This is a genomic window from Enterobacter cloacae complex sp. ECL352 (assembly GCF_020149545.1).
Taxonomy (GTDB): Bacteria; Pseudomonadota; Gammaproteobacteria; order Enterobacterales; family Enterobacteriaceae; genus Enterobacter; species Enterobacter asburiae_B.
Genome location: NZ_CP083709.1, coordinates 4,034,102 through 4,051,486 on the forward strand (window position 1 = coordinate 4,034,102; position 17,385 = coordinate 4,051,486).

General features: G+C 52.7%; 20 protein-coding genes. 12 read left to right on the forward strand and 8 right to left on the reverse strand.

The window, feature by feature from the left end:
* Positions 1-218 precede the first annotated feature (218 nt).
* The 4 genes from ghrA to LBF07_RS19630 all read left to right on the forward strand — a co-directional run bounded on the left by ghrA (position 219) and on the right by LBF07_RS19630 (position 3,134).
* Positions 219-1,157, forward strand: coding sequence for a glyoxylate/hydroxypyruvate reductase GhrA (gene ghrA / locus LBF07_RS19615; protein WP_094934947.1), 939 nt, complete (start codon positions 219-221; stop codon positions 1,155-1,157).
* Positions 1,158-1,241: 84 nt separating this feature from the next.
* Complete coding sequence (locus LBF07_RS19620) at positions 1,242-1,979, forward strand: phosphatase (protein ID WP_033145179.1); 738 nt, start codon at positions 1,242-1,244, stop codon at positions 1,977-1,979.
* A 21-nt stretch (positions 1,980-2,000) separates the two neighbouring features.
* A complete protein-coding gene (locus LBF07_RS19625) occupies positions 2,001-2,555 on the forward strand; it encodes a molecular chaperone (RefSeq protein WP_094934948.1) in 555 nt (184 codons plus the stop codon).
* Between the two features lie 96 nt (positions 2,556-2,651).
* A complete protein-coding gene (locus LBF07_RS19630; protein WP_075203910.1) occupies positions 2,652-3,134 on the forward strand; it encodes a DUF1097 domain-containing protein in 483 nt (160 codons plus the stop codon).
* A 43-nt stretch (positions 3,135-3,177) separates the two neighbouring features.
* Here the strand turns inward: LBF07_RS19630 and csgG are convergent, their stop codons facing one another.
* The 4 genes from csgG to csgD are packed head-to-tail and all read right to left on the reverse strand — an operon-like array spanning position 3,178 to position 5,519.
* Positions 3,178-4,011, reverse strand: coding sequence for a curli production assembly/transport protein CsgG (gene csgG / locus LBF07_RS19635; RefSeq protein ID WP_025755858.1), 834 nt, complete (start codon positions 4,009-4,011; stop codon positions 3,178-3,180).
* Between the two features lie 26 nt (positions 4,012-4,037).
* A complete protein-coding gene (csgF, locus tag LBF07_RS19640; RefSeq protein ID WP_008500846.1) occupies positions 4,038-4,451 on the reverse strand; it encodes a curli production assembly/transport protein CsgF in 414 nt (137 codons plus the stop codon).
* A gap of 23 nt (positions 4,452-4,474) precedes the next feature.
* Entirely contained in the window at positions 4,475-4,864 is a 390-nt protein-coding gene (csgE, locus tag LBF07_RS19645) for a curli production assembly/transport protein CsgE (RefSeq protein WP_033145182.1), read from the reverse strand.
* A gap of 4 nt (positions 4,865-4,868) precedes the next feature.
* On the reverse strand, positions 4,869-5,519 hold the full coding sequence (gene csgD, locus LBF07_RS19650; RefSeq protein WP_021240790.1) for a biofilm master transcriptional regulator CsgD: 651 nt from the start codon (positions 5,517-5,519) through the stop codon (positions 4,869-4,871).
* 764 nt (positions 5,520-6,283) lie between these two features.
* Between csgD and csgB the strand changes: the two genes are divergently transcribed.
* From csgB to ymdB, 5 genes are all read left to right on the forward strand, one after another.
* A complete protein-coding gene (gene csgB, locus LBF07_RS19655; protein ID WP_033145183.1) occupies positions 6,284-6,739 on the forward strand; it encodes a curli minor subunit CsgB in 456 nt (151 codons plus the stop codon).
* A gap of 41 nt (positions 6,740-6,780) precedes the next feature.
* The gene (gene csgA, locus LBF07_RS19660) at positions 6,781-7,233 is read left to right on the forward strand and encodes a curli major subunit CsgA (RefSeq protein ID WP_039261729.1); all 453 of its coding nucleotides are present in this window, start codon (positions 6,781-6,783) and stop codon (positions 7,231-7,233) included.
* 61 nt (positions 7,234-7,294) lie between these two features.
* Positions 7,295-7,627, forward strand: coding sequence for a curli assembly chaperone CsgC (gene csgC / locus LBF07_RS19665; RefSeq protein ID WP_033145185.1), 333 nt, complete (start codon positions 7,295-7,297; stop codon positions 7,625-7,627).
* A 164-nt stretch (positions 7,628-7,791) separates the two neighbouring features.
* Positions 7,792-8,112: a type 1 fimbrial protein gene (locus LBF07_RS19670; protein ID WP_094934949.1), complete on the forward strand. Its 321-nt coding sequence runs from the start codon at positions 7,792-7,794 to the stop codon at positions 8,110-8,112.
* A 106-nt stretch (positions 8,113-8,218) separates the two neighbouring features.
* On the forward strand, positions 8,219-8,761 hold the full coding sequence (gene ymdB, locus LBF07_RS19675) for an O-acetyl-ADP-ribose deacetylase (protein WP_023311113.1): 543 nt from the start codon (positions 8,219-8,221) through the stop codon (positions 8,759-8,761).
* A 33-nt stretch (positions 8,762-8,794) separates the two neighbouring features.
* Here ymdB and mdoC read toward each other — a convergent pair whose 3' ends face one another.
* Positions 8,795-9,934 (reverse strand): glucans biosynthesis protein MdoC, encoded by a 1,140-nt coding sequence (gene mdoC / locus LBF07_RS19680; protein ID WP_094934950.1) that lies wholly within the window; start codon positions 9,932-9,934, stop codon positions 8,795-8,797.
* 254 nt (positions 9,935-10,188) lie between these two features.
* Between mdoC and mdoG the strand changes: the two genes are divergently transcribed.
* The 3 genes from mdoG (at position 10,189) to LBF07_RS19695 (ending at position 14,575) form a co-directional block, all read left to right on the forward strand.
* A complete protein-coding gene (mdoG, locus tag LBF07_RS19685) occupies positions 10,189-11,742 on the forward strand; it encodes a glucans biosynthesis protein MdoG (RefSeq protein ID WP_021240787.1) in 1,554 nt (517 codons plus the stop codon).
* Entirely contained in the window at positions 11,735-14,263 is a 2,529-nt protein-coding gene (gene mdoH, locus LBF07_RS19690) for a glucans biosynthesis glucosyltransferase MdoH (RefSeq protein WP_094934951.1), read from the forward strand. Before mdoG ends, mdoH begins: the two co-directional genes overlap by 8 nt.
* Positions 14,264-14,347: 84 nt before the next feature.
* A complete protein-coding gene (locus LBF07_RS19695; protein ID WP_094934952.1) occupies positions 14,348-14,575 on the forward strand; it encodes a YceK/YidQ family lipoprotein in 228 nt (75 codons plus the stop codon).
* A 6-nt stretch (positions 14,576-14,581) separates the two neighbouring features.
* Here LBF07_RS19695 and LBF07_RS19700 read toward each other — a convergent pair whose 3' ends face one another.
* From LBF07_RS19700 to LBF07_RS19710, 3 genes are all read right to left on the reverse strand, one after another.
* Entirely contained in the window at positions 14,582-14,956 is a 375-nt protein-coding gene (locus tag LBF07_RS19700) for a MysB family protein (protein ID WP_023311118.1), read from the reverse strand.
* Positions 14,957-15,053: 97 nt separating this feature from the next.
* Complete coding sequence (mdtG, locus tag LBF07_RS19705; RefSeq protein ID WP_094934953.1) at positions 15,054-16,271, reverse strand: multidrug efflux MFS transporter MdtG; 1,218 nt, start codon at positions 16,269-16,271, stop codon at positions 15,054-15,056.
* Between the two features lie 140 nt (positions 16,272-16,411).
* Entirely contained in the window at positions 16,412-17,338 is a 927-nt protein-coding gene (locus LBF07_RS19710; RefSeq protein ID WP_023311120.1) for a Kdo(2)-lipid IV(A) acyltransferase, read from the reverse strand.
* Between the last annotated feature and the right edge of the window lie 47 nt (positions 17,339-17,385).

Genomic DNA, 17,385 nt, shown 5'->3' on the forward strand with positions numbered 1-17,385 from the left:
TTGTTGCCGGGACGGGCGCTAATGTAAGGAAAAGCCGAACTGCCGTCAACTCACTTTTTCAGTAATTTAGCGCGTTTAGACAAACTTCAGGCAACATGATTCTTAAATGTGCTGAAAGCGTATTTTTTATCAGCAACACAGTCGCGCTATAAATTTGTTATGCTGACCGTCCAGTGAAAAAGCAAAATAAATCAGCGCAATAAAAGGCAGGAATGACTATGGATATACTTTTCTATCACCCCACTTTTGATACGGCATACTGGATCAAGGCGCTTTCGGCGGCGTTACCCGGCGCACGCGTTCGCGAGTGGAAGCGTGGCGATAATGAACATGCTGACTATGCGCTGGTCTGGCATCCTCCGGTAGAAATGCTCCAGGGCCGCAAGCTGAAGGCCGTTTTTGCCCTGGGAGCCGGCGTGGATTCCATTCTGAGCAAACTGAAGGCACACCCTGAAATGCTGCCGGAAGATATCCCCCTTTTCCGCCTGGAAGATACCGGAATGGGCCAGCAAATGCAGGAATATGCCGTGAGCCAGGTACTGCACTGGTTCCGCCGCTTCGATGACTATCAGGCCTTTAAACAGCGAGCCCACTGGGAGCCGCTGCCGGAGTACCGTCGCGAAGACTTTACGATCGGCATACTCGGTGCGGGCGTGCTGGGCTCAAAAGTGGCCGAAGCGCTTGCCCCGTGGGGATTCCCGCTACGCTGCTGGAGCCGCAGCCGCAAGGATTATCCGGGCGTTGAGAGTTTTGCCGGAACGGATGAGCTTCCTGCATTCCTGAAAGGGACACGCGTGCTTATTAACCTGCTGCCAAACACGGCGGAAACGGTAGGGATCATCAATGAAGCCCTGCTCAATCAGCTCGTCGACCAGAGCTACCTGATGAACCTGGCGCGCGGGGTACATGTCGTGGAAGGCGATCTGCTGAAGGCGCTGGACAGCGGAAAGCTAAAAGGCGCCATGCTGGATGTCTATAGCCGTGAGCCGCTGCCTTCGGAAAGCCCGCTGTGGGCGCACCCGCGCGTGGCGATGACCCCGCACGTGGCTGCCGTGACGCGTCCGGCAGAAGCGGTGGCGTATATATCCCATACCATCAGCGAAATGGAAAAGGGTAACGCGGTCACCGGTCAGGTCGACAGACAGCGCGGCTACTGAGAGAAACCCGGCGTTCGCCGGGTTTTTGCTAATATTCACCGCTGATAACTGCTATCCTTTGGAAAAACCGCAGAGGAGAGAGAGATGTATCCCGTTGACCTGCATATGCACACCGTCGCCAGCACCCACGCGTATAGCAACCTCCATGATTATATCGCCCAGGCGAAGCTTAAAGGCATCAAGCTGTTCGCGATCACCGATCATGGCCCGGACATGGCGGATGCGCCGCACTACTGGCATTTTGTGAATATGCGGATCTGGCCACGTCTGGTGGACGGCATTGGGATACTGCGCGGCATTGAGGCGAACATCAAAAATACCGACGGTGAGATCGACTGCACCGGCCCGATGCTGACGTCTCTTGACCTTATCCTCGCCGGTTTTCATGAGCCGGTTTTCCCGCCTCAGGATAAAGACACCAACACCGCGGCGATGATTGCCACCATTGCCAGCGGCAATGTGCACATTATCAGCCACCCCGGTAACCCGAGGTATCCGATTGATATTCAGGCTGTCGCGCAGGCGGCAGCGAAGCACCGCGTGGCGCTGGAGATTAATAACTCCTCTTTTGTGCACTCGCGTAAGGGCAGTGAAGCCAACTGCCGCGAAGTGGCTGCCGCCGTGCGTGACGCAGGTGGCATGGTGGCGCTGGGCTCAGATTCTCATACCGCGTTTACGCTGGGCGATTTCAGCGAGTGCCTGAAAGTGCTGAATGATGTTAACTTCCCGGAAGCGCAAATCCTGAACGTGACCCCACGCCGCATGCTCGATTTCCTAGAGTCGCGCGGAATGGAACCGATAGCCGAATTTGCCGATCTTTAATTGTGTAATGGAATCATAAAAATGAACGAGTTTTCCATCCTCTGCCGCGTGCTGGGTACGCTCTATTATCGCCAGCCGCAAGACCCGCTGTTGGTTCCGCTCTTTACGTTAATTCGTGAAGGCAAACTGGCGCAGAACTGGCCGCTGGAACAGGATGATTTACTGGAACGTCTGCAAAAAAGCTGCGACATGCAGCAGATTGCGACGGACTACAATGCGCTGTTCGTTGGCGATGAGTGCCGCGTTTCGCCATACCGTTCAGCCTGGCAGGACGGGGCAACGGAAGCGGAAGTCCGCGCGTTCCTCTCCACGCGCGGTATGCCGCTGAGCGATACGCCAGCCGATCATATCGGTACGCTGCTGCTGGCGGCATCCTGGATCGAAGACAACGCCGGTGATGATGAGAATGAAGCCATCGAAACCCTGTTCGAAACGTACCTGCTGCCGTGGGTCGGGACATTCCTGGGTAAAGTCGAAGCGCATGCCACCTCGCCGTTCTGGAGAACGCTGGCCCCGCTGACCCGCGACGCTATTGCGGCAATGTGGGATGAGCTGGAAGAAGAGAACGAAGGGTGATTTAGATCACATAAATTCTGCAACTCAACATTTCAACTTGCACGTAATGTGCTTCTGATCTCATTTCTATAGTGCGCATCTGCTAAGATGCGCGCCATGAATATATTACTTTGTATCGCAATAACGACAGGTATTCTCTCCGGGCTCTGGGGATGGGTAGCCGTGTCTCTCGGATTGCTCAGCTGGGCCGGGTTCCTCGGCTGCACCGCCTATTTCGCCTGTCCGCAGGGGGGCGTCAAAGGGCTCTTTATCTCTGGCTGCACGCTGATGAGCGGTGTTATCTGGGCGCTGGTGATCATGAAGGGCAGCGCGCTGGCGCCACATCTGGAGATGCTGGGGTACGTCATGACGGGTGTCGTTGCCTTTTTAATGTGCATCCAGGCTAAGCATCTGCTGCTTTCATTTGTGCCGGGGACCTTTATGGGGGCGTGCGCGACCTTTGCAGGGCAGGGTGACTGGAAGCTGGTGGTTCCCTCCCTGGCGCTGGGGTTGCTGTTTGGCTATGCCATGAAAAACAGCGGTCTTTGGCTGGCGTCGCGACGGGGAAAAGCGCAAAACATCACTGCGGTGAGCGAATAAAAAAAGGCGAGATAATCATCTCGCCTTTTTTATGCGCTTCCTGTCAGGATTCCGGAGGGACTGACATATCGCGGTATTTCACCAGGATCGGGTTCTGCACGTCTGCTTTGTTTTGCAGATCCCACAGCCCGCGGTCAATACCGTCGTTGATTAAGAAGATCACGCCGGTTTCAATGGCTGACATCAGGCACATCATGACCGGCTCGTTAGAGGTGTAGCCAATTTCACCTTCCAGCAAACGCTGGTAATCGATGAAGCGGAATACCCCAGCCTGCACTTCATAAGACAGAATGGTTTTGCTGGTGTTCACCGAAGAGAGCACTTCGCCTGTACTGACGTTAACCACACGCAGGTTGACGGCGATTTGGTCAAGCTGGTACTGGGTATCCGCACCGATACCGAAGTAACGAGCTCCTGCACCACCCGACTTAACGTTACTTTCGTAGCCAATAATCGATCCTTCGATCATCACGTTCGCTGCCGCCAGAGATTGCAGAGGCATGCGGTTATTGTCCGCGACGGTGCCATTTTCCTGAGCGGCACGAATGATTTTGCGTTCATTCAACAGGTTCTGGAGCCCCTGACGTTCCAGCGGAATAAACCAGTGCGAATCCTTGAGCGCGGTAACCAGCATGGCGGTGGCGCTTTGCGGCACAGCCGTGGAGAAGTTACTTGCCGGGTAAGGTTTGAATTGCCCGGTTTCATCCTGAATGTTGTATACGGAGACAAATATTTTCCCCGTAGGTGAAGGTAAATGCGTTAAATCACGATAACTCTGGGCCCGAGGCATTAATGTCGGTTTTGCAGCTTCTTTAGGTGGAGCAGTTAAACAACCGCTCAATAAGCACACTGCAACAAATATCAGGAAGCGCTGCATGATCGTTGTCCTTATTTAGCTATTGTTTAAAAGTCAGTTGAATTACTTTGTAGACCGGAAACCTGAATGGTGGAGATTCTTCCGGTTTTACGATCGGTCACGTTCAACTGAAGCTGTCCGTCAGTATTGGCGATATCAACGATAAAGTCGTTGGTCACCATGCGGCCGGGTTTACCGGTATTAATGTTGGTCAGTAACCCCCCTAAAATCTGCGACTGAATAGCTTGAGTGAAGTTGTCCAGTGCGGACGGGGTATCAACGCTAAAATCCTTTAAGCTGGGATCCTTATAGGAGTTTTGCGCCTGGGCTTCGTTCAGCAGGAACGCGCCGTTATTAGGGTTACCGCCAAAGTTAGGGTTACGGAACTGAAACGTCATGTTTCCGGCCCAGCTTATGGGTGTTATCAGCATTATCGAAACAACTGCATATGCAATACGCATGACAGCCTCCGCATATCGGTTCGCTAGAACTCGTCTTTTGCTAAATCGCTGGTGCTTAATAGGGCTTTATCTATTTGCAGGCGATTAATAGCGTCTTCTGATTGTGCCAGTGCTAAGGCTACGTTTTTATCGAAGTCTATTTTGGTCGGGAATAAAAACGTTTGATAAATAACGTACTGATTAGCCGTTATTGTTATCCAACTTCCCCATCGTGCACTGGGCCGCTCGTTGATTGTTATATTTCCGGTGTAGGTACTGTCCCATTTGTCACTGAAGGCACGGTAAAAACTGTGCCCGACCGATGAGACAGTGTGGTCTGTTAACAATCCGGGAACTTCGACCTCGACGGCCTTCAGATTCCCGGCAGCGAGCAGGAAACTCGCTGCGGCGATCCAACTCAACGTGCGCTTCATGTGATTAACGCCTGAGGTTATCGTTTGCCCACGAAACAGCCTGAGTTCGGTTTTTAACAGCTATCTTCTTGAAAAGATTATAAAGGTGCGTCTTTACCGTATTTTCGCTGATAAATAACGAACGGGCGATTTCAATATTTGAAGCACCAATGCGTAACTTGTTCAGGATCTCTTTCTCACGGTGCGTGAGCAGCGCGGACTCTGAACTGTTATAGCGATAATTTCCAGAGTGCGTGATGAGATAGCTGGCAAGCTTTTGCGAAAAATAACACTCTCCGCGTAATATACCTTGCAGCCCCTCTACCACCCGGTCTTCTTCTTCCGTGACGTAGAACACGCCATTGATATGCGGCCAGCTTTCAATATCTCTGAAAGGATATTCATCAGGCGTATTCAACAATAGCACGCGGATATTATTGTTTTTCCTGCTTAAAATATCTTGCCAGTAATGGATAAGCTTTTTATCAGCTTCCATCATATCGAAAAGAATGATGCTGCCAGGTGCAATATCATCAAAAGAACGTTGAATATTATGCAATTTCCCGTTCAGTGATAAAGATTGCTTTAAATGTTGTAATAACGCTGTCGCTTGCAAAGAAGGTTTTGTGATCAACAGTAATGTATGACCATGTAAACTATGGACTTCATTATACATGATGAAACCCCACTTTTTTTTGGCACCTGGCAGCTGTCCTCCTGTTTATTAGAGGACACCAGAAGTACTGACAGATGTTGCACTGCTGTGTGTAGAATCAGACCATAACCTCCACAGGGAGGTAAATATAAAACCAATTTCGTACATCTAATTTCAATCTAGCTTTTACGAAGTTTAAAGCAAGTGTTAAACGTGTAACAGAATGTAAAAATCAATATTAATTTGTGAAAACTACCTGTTGTTAATGGGAATAATTGATGAAAAAGTTGTACATATAAATAGATGTGCACAGATTTTAAAAATCATACAAATATTTTTATGTAATTGATTTTTGAGATTATTTGTTATTTTTACGCAGCAGTAATTAAGTATGAGTTTCAGATTATTTCTAAGCCCATGAATGGGCTGCTGCCTGGCTTAAGAAAACAGGCGTCGTGTCACGCACTGAGAAAAATGATCTCCAGCCGTTACGTTTAAACAACGCGGGATGACGCCTGGACAGCCTTCATCCCGTTGTACAACCCGATCGCAAGACCTGCTTAATAAAAAATATAAGCTGACCTGATTAAAGTGATTTTTGATGTAAATTACGACTTTGTGGTGAGCCGATAAATAAAAATAAGCCGCGCGGGTGAGATATTTAAAATGTTTCAGCGGACATACTCTTCACCGTAACGACGCGTTAACACAATACGAGTCGTTTTAACAAGTAGCATTGTTATAGGGTTATGGCGTGATTAAATAGCCAGGTCCAGGGTGACAACATGAAAAACACATCGTTAATTATGATGTTTACATTACTGGGTGCGCCTGGATTTGTAACCGCAGCGAATTCAGATTTGGCAAATGCTGAATATAACTTTGCGGTTAACGAATTAAGTCTTTCATCACTCAATCAGGCAGCCATTATTGGTCAACGGGGCGTTTTCAATAACGCTGAGGTTAGCCAGGACGGTTCAAGACTCTTATCCATTGTATCTCAGGATGGGGCGGGTAACAGAGCGAGAGTTGATCAATCAGGGAGTTACAATTTAGCCTGGATCGATCAGAGCGGTAACGGGAATGATGCAGGTATTACGCAAGATGGATACGGTAATAGCGCGAAAATTATCCAGAAAGGGTCGGGTAATAGAGCAAATATTACGCAGTACGGTACGCAGAAAACCGCAGTTGTAGTGCAGAAACAGTCGCAAATGGCGATTAACGTTATTCAACATTAGCGCGTTCGCGACGACTTTAATCAATCCGATGGGGGTTTACCATGAAATTTATCAAAGTGGCAGCACTTGCAGCAATCGTAGTTTCTGGTAGTGCTATGGCGGGTTCTATTAATCAGGGCGGATGGGGTCATGGACATGGTCATGGTGGATATAGTGGCCCAAATTCAACCCTGAATATTTATCAGAACGGTGGCGGTAACTCCGCGGTTGCCCTGCAGACAGACGCCAGAAATTCCGTCCTGAATATTAGCCAGACAGGCGGCTTTAACGGTGCTGACGTTGGTCAGGGCTCTGATGACAGCAAAATCAACCTGACCCAGAAAGGTTTTGGCAACAGTGCGACACTTGATCAGTGGAACAGTAAAAAATCCGTTATGAACGTTAGCCAGTCCGGCGGCTTTAACGGTGCACTCGTAGACCAGACTGCGTCCAACTCGACTGTTAACGTTACCCAGATCGGTTTTGGTAACCACGCGTCAGCTCATCAGTACTGATACTGAAATCTGTGCTACAAAAAAACAGGGCATCAGCCCTGTTTTTTTTCGGGAGTTCATCATGAATACCTTAATTCTACTCGCCGCGCTTTCCAGCCAGATAACCTTCAAAACGTCACAGCAGGAAAATATGACCACCATTGTTCCTCAGGTCACTCTGGCGCAGTCGTGTGATTGTCAGGTTCAGATTGTTTCTGTGCGAGAAGGGCAGGGGGGACAAAGTTCTTCCCGGCAGCAAAACACCCTTTTTATACCCGCTAATCAGACGATTGATTTAATGCGCCTGAGTTTAAATATTAATGCGGGAGACACGGTAAAAATCGTTGTCACCGTTTCAGACGGTAAATCGCTACATTTATCACAACAGTGGTCGCCAGCGGAACGTTCGCTATGAAAACCCATTAAATCAATAGGTTGTGAATGTGGCGGGTCTGGGCCGTTGAGCTATGCTGATATCAGGGACCAGGTCGTTATGTTCCGTAACGTGAAACTTCGTTTGCAATAATAAATGAAGCGCGTTTACCCCTCATGGACGATTTTCATTGAGGAGTACCTATAATGAACAACTATTTTGCTCGACTCATGGCAGGTCTGGGTCTGGTCGTTTCTGCTTTGAGTATCCCGGCTTATTCGGCCACGGTTGTTGACGGCGGTGTCATTCATTTCCGCGGTGCTATTGTTGCCGACCCCTGTGAAGTCACTCCCCAGAAGCAACAGTTTGCCATGTCATGTCCAGATAATAACCGTATGCAAACGCGTATGGTCAGCTATGAAGAGGCGCTTAGCGGGAAAGTGAGCGACTCAAACGTGGCAACGCTCAATATGAAATACCTTAATCCTGAAAAAACGCTCGCGGTTGTTGAAATCCAGTATCGCTAATGCGCGCTCTCCCGCCCTGCGGTGGATGAGGATTTTTTCTGATAGTTTTTTCTCCCGGTCTCCTCTGCGATACACTTAAGAAAATGGCGGGTTGCAGAGGGGCTTTATGAAACCGCAAATTGAAATTATTCATGGCGATATTACGACAGTGCACGTCGACGTTATCGTCAATGCGGCCAATCCCTCCCTGATGGGGGGAGGCGGCGTGGACGGGGCTATCCACCGGGCTGCCGGACCGCAGCTGCTGGAAGCCTGTAAAACCGTGCGGCAACAGCAGGGCGAATGTCCTCCCGGTCACGCGGTGATTACGCTGGCGGGCAATCTGCCTGCGAGAGCGGTAATTCACGCGGTAGGGCCGGTCTGGCATGGCGGTGATCAGCACGAAGCGAGTATTCTGGAAGAGGCTTACCGGAACTGTCTGCGACTGGCCGCCGACAACGGTTATAAAACGATGGCATTTCCGGCCATCAGCACCGGCGTGTATGGTTACCCTAAGGCTGCTGCCGCAACGATCGCCGTTGAAACGGTTTACCGCTATTTGTCGCTAAAACCGCTGCCAGAGAAGGTGATTTTTGTCTGTTTCGACGACGACACCACGCATCTTTATCAGCGGCTTCTGACTCAGCGCAGACAAGAACTGGAGAGCTGATGCAAACGCGGCGCATCTGATGCGCCGCGTGATTTATGAGGCTTTTGCCTGTGGTTTTCCTGAAAAGAGGAAGCGCAGGAGCGGGATCCGCAGATGGATTTCGTAGAGTACGATTGCCACCCCTACAACAAACACCAGCCCGGTAAAGAAGCCCAGCGTGTTGGAGGCGATGTGCGGTGTGATGTAAGCCCCGAAGAAAAGCGTCAACGGGTGATGCACCAGATAGATAAACAGTGATGCATTAACGAAGTAGGTCACGCGGCTGGACTTAAAGTTCAGCAAGCGGTGGCCCAGCGCGAATACCACATTCACCATCCACAGCCCCAGCAGCATAGTGATCACGCTTTCCGTTTCATACATCCAGGCGTCGCCGCTGCCGTAGCGCTGATTCAGCAGATAGGCCGCGAACGCGAGGCTTGCCCCCAGCGCGCACCACGGTGACGGGGTGACAAACAGCGATTTAAGCTTCGGATGAATAAAGGCCAGCGCGCCGATTAAAAAGAACGGAATGTAGAACAGGGACTGCATCACCACAAAATTAAATAACCCGTCGCTCAAAATCGGCGGATAGACGATAAGCAGCGTCCGTCGCACGGCGGCATAGGCAATCCCCAACAGCAAGAAGAGCACTGACAGTTTGCCCATCGTAACGTTGGCGAAGAAGATGTCGGCTTTTGTACTCAGACGGTGGCGCAGGCGGCTGAAAATCAACAGGCTCACCGTTGTGAGCACCACCAGCACCAGCAGGAACCACAGGTGAGACACCAGCTCCCAGACCAGCGTATTGTACTTTTCATACAGCGACAGATTCGGCCAGTTCTCCGCTTTGCCTTTAACGTATTGCAACATAATGAACTGAGGCAGCGTCAGCAGTGGAATCGCGGTCAGCATGGGGATCCCCACGCGCTCTACGCGCACTTTCCACCAGCGCTTGAGCGGGTATCGCAGAAACAGCATGTAAGAAAAATAGCCGGATATGACGAAGAATACCTGCATACGGAAGGCGTGAATAAAGTCATTAAACAGCGTCAGCCACCAGGAGGGCATCTGGCTATTCACATGCCAGGTGTGGCTTGAGTAAATCAGCGAAATGTGAAAGGGGATCCCCAGTAGCATCAGCCAGGCCCTGATCGAGTCGAGGAAATATTCACGTTCTGTTGGTGTTGTGCTCATATAACGTTGTGCATTCTCAGACTTTTCGTCTTATCCCTAAGACTCATAATGGTTACATTCGAAGCCAACCCTACACCAAGACCGACACCCTGTCTCCAGGATAAGCACGCAAAGTGAATAGCGGGTTCTTTCATTTGCTTATTCCATGAGCCAGCAGCTGAACAAAGCAGTGATAATGTTGTCGGATTGCCTGAGTTTCCATTAAAATGGATCGGATCGATATAAGCACACAAAGGGGGAAGTGCTTACTTATTATGAAACATAAACCACAGATGATGAAAATGCGTTGGTTGGGTGCTGCAGTGGTGTTATCACTGTATACCTCATCGGCACTGGCCTTTAACATCGACGATGTCGCAAAACAGGCAAAATCGATGGCAGGCAAGAGCTACGAAGCGCCGAAAAGTAACTTGCCCTCCGTTTTCCGCGACATGAAGTATGCGGACTATCAGCAGATCCAGTTCAATCACGACAAAGCGTACTGGAGCAATATTAAAACCCCGTTCAAGCTTGAATTTTATCATCAGGGTATGTACTTCGACACGCCTGTTGCCATCAATGAAGTGACGGCAACCGCGGTACGTAAGATCAAGTACAGCCCGGATTACTTCAATTTTGGCAATGTGCAACACGACAAAGATACGGTGAAAGACCTGGGCTTCGCAGGCTTTAAGGTGCTTTACCCGATCAACAGCAAAGATAAAAACGACGAAATCGTCAGCATGCTTGGAGCCAGCTATTTCCGCGTTATCGGCGCGGGGCAGGTTTACGGGCTTTCTGCGCGTGGTCTGGCTATTGATACCGCGCTGCCATCAGGTGAAGAGTTCCCGCGTTTCCGTGAGTTCTGGATTGAACGTCCAAAGCCAACGGATAAGCGTCTGACCATTTATGCGCTGCTGGATTCCCCGCGTGCAACCGGTGCCTATCGCTTTGTAATTATGCCGGGTCGTGACACGGTAGTTGACGTGCAGTCCAAGGTTTACCTGCGTGATAAAGTGGGCAAACTGGGCGTTGCGCCACTGACCAGTATGTTCCTGTTCGGGCCGAACCAGCCGTCACCGGCTACCAACTTCCGTCCGGAACTGCACGACTCCAACGGTCTGTCTATTCATGCCGGCAACGGTGAGTGGATCTGGCGTCCGCTGAATAACCCGAAACATCTGGCGGTTAGCAGCTTCGCAATGGAAAACCCGCAAGGTTTTGGCCTGCTGCAGCGTGGTCGTCAGTTCTCCCGCTTTGAAGATTTGGACGATCGCTATGACCAGCGTCCAAGCGCCTGGGTCACGCCAAACGGTGACTGGGGTAAAGGCAAGGTCGAGCTGGTAGAGATTCCAACCAACGACGAAACCAACGATAACATCGTCGCTTACTGGACGCCGGATCAGCTGCCGGAAGCCGGTAAAGAGATGAACTTCAAGTACACCATTACCTTCAGCCGCGACGAAGATAAGCTGCATGCGCCGGATAACGCGTATGTAATGCAGACTCGCCGCTCAACGGGTGATGTGAAGCAGTCTAATCTTATCCGTCAGCCTGACGGTACCGTGGCGTTTGTCGTGGACTTCACAGGCCAGGATATGAAGAAACTGTCGCCGGACACCGCCGTTGCCGCTCAGGCCAGCATCGGTGATAACGGTGAGATCGTTGAGAATACCGTGCGTTACAACCCGGTAACCAAAGGCTGGCGTCTGACCCTGCGCGTGAAAGTGAAAGATCCGAAACAGACCACTGAAATGCGTGCTGCGCTGGTCAGTAACGATCAGCCGCTGAGTGAAACCTGGAGCTATCAGCTACCTGCCAATGAATAATACATCTGAATATATTGATGCCATGCCGCTGACGGATATCGAAAAAGCGGCACTGCCAAAGAGCGACATCCGCGCGGTTCACACCGCGCTGGATGGTGAACATCATACGTTTTCCCGTGATGATGATACGCCGCTCGGGTCAGTCAAGGCGCGTCTGGAGCAGGCCTGGCCGGACTCGCTGGCGGAAGGGCAGTTGATTAAAGACGATGAAGGACGCGATCAGCTTCAGGCGATGCCGAAGGCCACGCGTTCCTCTATGTTCCCCGACCCATGGCGCACCAACCCGGTGGGCCGCTTCTGGGATCGCCTGCGCGGGCGTGATGTGACGCCGCGCTATCTGTCGCGCCTGACGAAAGAAGAGCAGGCGTCCGAACAGAAATGGCGTACCGTGGGGACAATCCGTCGCTATATCCTGCTGCTTCTGACGCTGGCGCAGACGGTCGTCGCGACCTGGTACATGAAAACTATCCTGCCTTACCAGGGCTGGGCGTTTATCAACCCGACGGACATGATGGGCCAGGATCTCTGGGTCTCCTTCATGCAGCTGTTGCCGTATATCCTGCAGAGCGGCATTCTCCTGCTGTTCGCGGTCCTCTTCTGCTGGGTCTCGGCCGGTTTCTGGACCGCGCTGATGGGCTTCCTGCAATTGCTGATGGGGCGTGACAAATACAGCATTTCAGCGTCAATAGTCGGGGATGAACCCCTTAATCCCGAGCACCGTACCGCGCTGATTATGCCTATCTGTAACGAAGACGTTGACCGCGTATTTGCGGGCCTGCGTGCGACCTGGGAGTCCGTGAAGGCGACAGGCAACGCGGAGCATTTCGACGTTTACATCCTGAGCGACAGCTACAACCCGGATATCTGCGTGGCGGAACAAAAAGCGTGGATGGAGCTGATTGCAGAAGTGCAGGGCGAAGGCCAGATCTTCTACCGTCGCCGCCGTCGTCGCGTGAAGCGTAAAAGCGGCAACATCGATGACTTCTGCCGTCGCTGGGGTAACCAGTACAGCTACATGGTGGTGCTGGATGCTGACTCCGTCATGAGCGGAGACTGCCTGAGCGGTCTGGTGCGTCTTATGGAAGCCAACCCTAACGCCGGTATCATTCAGTCCTCGCCAAAAGCGTCCGGAATGGACACCCTTTATGCGCGCTGCCAGCAGTTCGCCACCCGTGTTTACGGGCCGCTGTTTACGGCCGGTCTGCACTTCTGGCAGCTGGGTGAGTCGCACTACTGGGGCCATAACGCCATTATCCGCGTGAAGCCGTTCATTGAACACTGTGCGCTGGCGCCGCTGCCGGGTGAGGGTTCGTTTGCCGGCTCTATTCTGTCGCATGACTTCGTAGAAGCGGCGTTGATGCGTCGTGCTGGCTGGGGCGTCTGGATTGCCTACGACCTGCCGGGATCCTACGAAGAGCTGCCGCCGAACCTGCTGGACGAGCTTAAGCGTGACCGCCGCTGGTGTCATGGTAACCTGATGAACTTCCGCCTGTTCCTGGTAAAAGGGATGCACCCGGTTCACCGCGCGGTGTTCCTGACGGGCGTGATGTCTTATCTCTCCGCACCGCTGTGGTTTATGTTCCTCGCGCTCTCCACTGCGCTGCAGGTTGTCCATGCCCTGACGGAGCCGCAATACTTCCTGCAACCGCGGCAGCTGTTCCCGGTGTGGCCGCAGTGGCGTCCGGAGCTGGCGATTGCGCTGTTTGCTTCCACCATGGTGCTGCTGTTCCTGCCTAAGCTGCTCAGCATCATCCTGATCTGGTGCAAAGGCTCGAAAGAGTACGGCGGTTTCTTCCGCGTGACCCTTTCACTGCTGCTGGAAGTGCTGTTCTCCGTCCTGCTGGCGCCGGTACGTATGCTGTTCCACACCGTGTTTGTGGTCAGTGCGTTCCTGGGCTGGGAAGTGGTCTGGAACTCACCGCAGCGTGACGACGACTCCACGCCGTGGGGTGAAGCCTTTATGCGCCACGGTTCTCAGCTGCTGCTGGGTCTGGTGTGGGCTGCCGGGATGGCGTGGCTTGATCTGCGCTTCCTGTTCTGGCTGGCGCCGATTGTCTTCTCGCTGATCCTGTCGCCGTTTGTGTCCGTGATTTCCAGCCGTTCAACGGTGGGGTTGCGAACCAAACGCTGGAAGCTGTTCCTGATCCCGGAAGAGTATTCCCCGCCGCAGGTGCTGGTGGATACCGATCGTTACCTGGAACAGAACCGCAGTCGCTCGCTAGATGACGGCTTCATGCACGCCGTGTTTAACCCGTCATTCAACGCCCTGGCGACGGCAATGGCAACCGCGCGTCACCGTGCCAGCCAAGTGCTGGAGATTGCCCGCGATCGTCACGTTGAGCAGGCGCTTAACGAGACCCCGGAAAAACTCAACCGCGACCGTCGTCTGGTGCTGTTGAGCGACCCGGTGACAATGGCGCGTCTTCACTACCGCGTGTGGTCCGCTCCGGAGAAATACTCTTCGTGGGTGAACTACTATAAGGACGTGAAGCTGAATCCGCTCGCTCTGAAGGCGAAGTAAGCAGTTAAGTAAGGCGGGTTAGCGAAGCGCCACCCGCCAGATAAAATACCGGCTTAATCGCCGGTATTTTTTTAGAGGTTAAAGATGAGAATAATCATCGTCGTTATGATTGCATGCCTGCTCAGCGGCTGCGGCAGTATTATCAGTCGCACCATTCCAGGGCAGGGCCACGGAAATCAGTATTACCCGGGCGTGAAATGGGATCTTCGTGATTCCGCGTGGCGCTACCTGACCGTGCTCGATCTGCCGTTCTCGCTGATTTTCGACACGCTGTTGCTGCCGATCGATGCCAGCCACGGCCCTTACGAATAGCGTAAATTAACGCTCGTCCCACTCGTCGGCTGCGGTTTGACCTTCTTCCGTATCCAGCGGCGGCTCGAGCTGAAACTCCCCCTCATCCCACTCGTGCAGGGTATTCTCTTCCAGCCATTCCTGCCGAAGTTCTATTTCGTCATAGTCGCCATCAAAGACGGCCTGCGCACCTTCACCACTTAATATCGGCAAACATTCCCCTTCTTCACCTTCATCGGCAAAGAATTCGGCCTGCCACATAATATCCCCATCCTGCAGAACGTATTTTTGGATATTAAGCTGTTGCACGTCAGCATCTTCTTCTTCAACGCCGGGGTTGTCGGCGAGGAACTCTTCACGAGCGGCATCAATAGCTTCTTCCAGCGTGGCGTACATGGTCATTGGTGTCTCCCTGTTTTCCAGAAGGTTTCAGGGAAAGAATAGCTGAATATAAGATTCTGCAAGTATGAATGCGAAAATAAGCTATCAGGCGTTCGTCTTATTCCGTCACGGGCCGCAGCGCGCGGGATAGACTGAACCATGAATAGATGGCATTAAACAGCACGACGCCCGCCGTCACGATAAAGACGGCGCGAAAACCGAAGCTGGCGGAGATCCCGGCTCCGAGCAGCGGTCCTGTGACGTTACCGATATCGCGGAATGACTGGTTATAGCTGAAAATACGCCCGGCGATCTGGTTCGTGGAGTTGTAGATCAGCAGGGTCTGTACGGCGGGCAGCAACGCGCCATCAGCGGCACCCAGTAAAAAGCGCAGGACGCCCAGCTGCCATGGCGTTTGCACCATAGACATCGGGATAAGCAGCAGGACGGAAATGACCAGCGCGAAGATCAGGATTTTCTCGGGACCAACGCGGTCTCCCAGTTTACCCAGCCTCGGGGCGCTCAGCAGCGCCGCCACGCCGGGCACGGAGGCAATCAGCCCGCTGATGAACGCAATATTGCTGACGTTACCCGCCAGATCGCGAACGTACAGCGTCAGAATAGGGGCAATCGACCCGGTAGCCACCTGGATAATCATTGTCGTCACGAACAGGCTCAGCACCAGTCTGGGATTTTTGAGCGAGGTCAGCACCTCTCTGGCGTGGAGCATCTCTTTTTTGGCGACAGGCGTGAAGTTTTCCCGGATACAGAGCAGGGTGACGATAAAGCACAGGAACAACACGCTGGCGGTGATAAAGAAGACCGGCCGCAGGCCGTAGTTATCCGCCAGTAATCCGCCGGCCAGCGGTCCCAGCAGAGCACCGCTCACGCCGCCGGTGGAGAGTGTTCCTAGCGCCCAGCCGCTCTTATGGCGGGGGATTTGCGTGGCTATCAGGGCATTCGCGTTGGGAATAAATCCTCCCAGCAGGCCCAGCAGCGCGCGCAGGATCAGAAACTGCCAGACGTTCTGCGCCACGCCCATCAGCGCCATGATAATGGCCATCCCCAGCGCCGAACGAAGCAGCATGATTTTACGTCCCTTGCGGTCGGCAAGGCCGCCCCAGAAGGGCGAGGCCATCGCGGAAAAGAGAAACGTGATGCTGAATACCAGACCGGACCACATATTGAGCGCGCTGTGGCCCGTTACGCCAAGCTGTTCGACGTAGAGCGGCAGGAAGGGCATGACCAGGCTAAAGGCCGCGCCGGTAAGAAAACAGCCAAGCCACGCAACCGCGAGGTTACGCTTCCAGTTTATGGGGGCATCTGAGGGTGACATAACTATCCGCATAATGAGGTGCAGAGCACCTGAAGCATAAAGTAATAAGCCTGCTAATTATGCGCCTGGGTTATGATTGCCGCAATGACGAGGAGCTTTTAAAGCTAAAACGGCATGCGGCCCTGAAGACCGCATGGGGATTAATAGCGGGACGGCGTGCCTTGTGGACGCGTTTTAAAACGGCGGTGCAGCCACATATACTGCTCGGGCGCCAGCATGATGCACTTCTCCACAACGCTGTTCATCCAGCGCGCGGTGGTTTCCGCATCGTCAAGCGGTGGCGCAAGCTCCGGTTCCAGCATCATTAGCTCGTAGCCTGAACCATCCGGCTTACGACGAGGGACGAAAGGCACGATGGCAGCTTTAGACATCCGCGCCAGCATCCAGGTACCGGTCGTTGTGGCGGCCTCTTCAACGGCGAAGAAGGGGACAAATACGCTGGCCTGTGGGCCATAGTCGTGGTCGGGGGCATACCAGACCACTTCACCGGATTTCAGCGCGCGGATCATCCCCTTCAGATCCTTACGGTCGATCATGCTTTTGTTGGAGCGCATGCGGCCGTTGGTCTGGATTAAATCGATGACCGGGTTATCGTTAGGACGATAAACGCCAATGCCCGGCGCCTGCATGCCGAACATGCGCGCCCCGATTTCCAGCGTCAGGAAATGAACGCCGATCAGCAAAACGCCCGTCTGGTTGGCCTGAAGCGTATGCACAGGCTCCATGCCGGTTCCCGTCACCTCGCTCCAGCGGGCCATGCGTTTGTCCGGCCAGAACCACGCCATACCGGTTTCCATGAGCCCCATCCCGACGGATTCGAAATTCTTCGCGACCATATCGTGACGCTCTGGCTCGCTCATCTGGGGAAAACACAGCTCAAGATTGCGGTACGCGATTCTGGCGCGACGCTTCATAAAAAGTTGCGCGAAGCGGCCCAGAAATTTACCCAACCGAAAAATAACAGGGTAGGGAAGCTGTACCAGAAGCCATAAAAAGCCGATGCCAAGCCAGGTCAACCAATAGCGGGGATGCAAAAGGGCGGCAGTAAATTTTGGTAACTGGGTCATGTCTTTCCTGTGTTCAAACGTCCTGTTTTGCTAGTGTCTCATTTTTT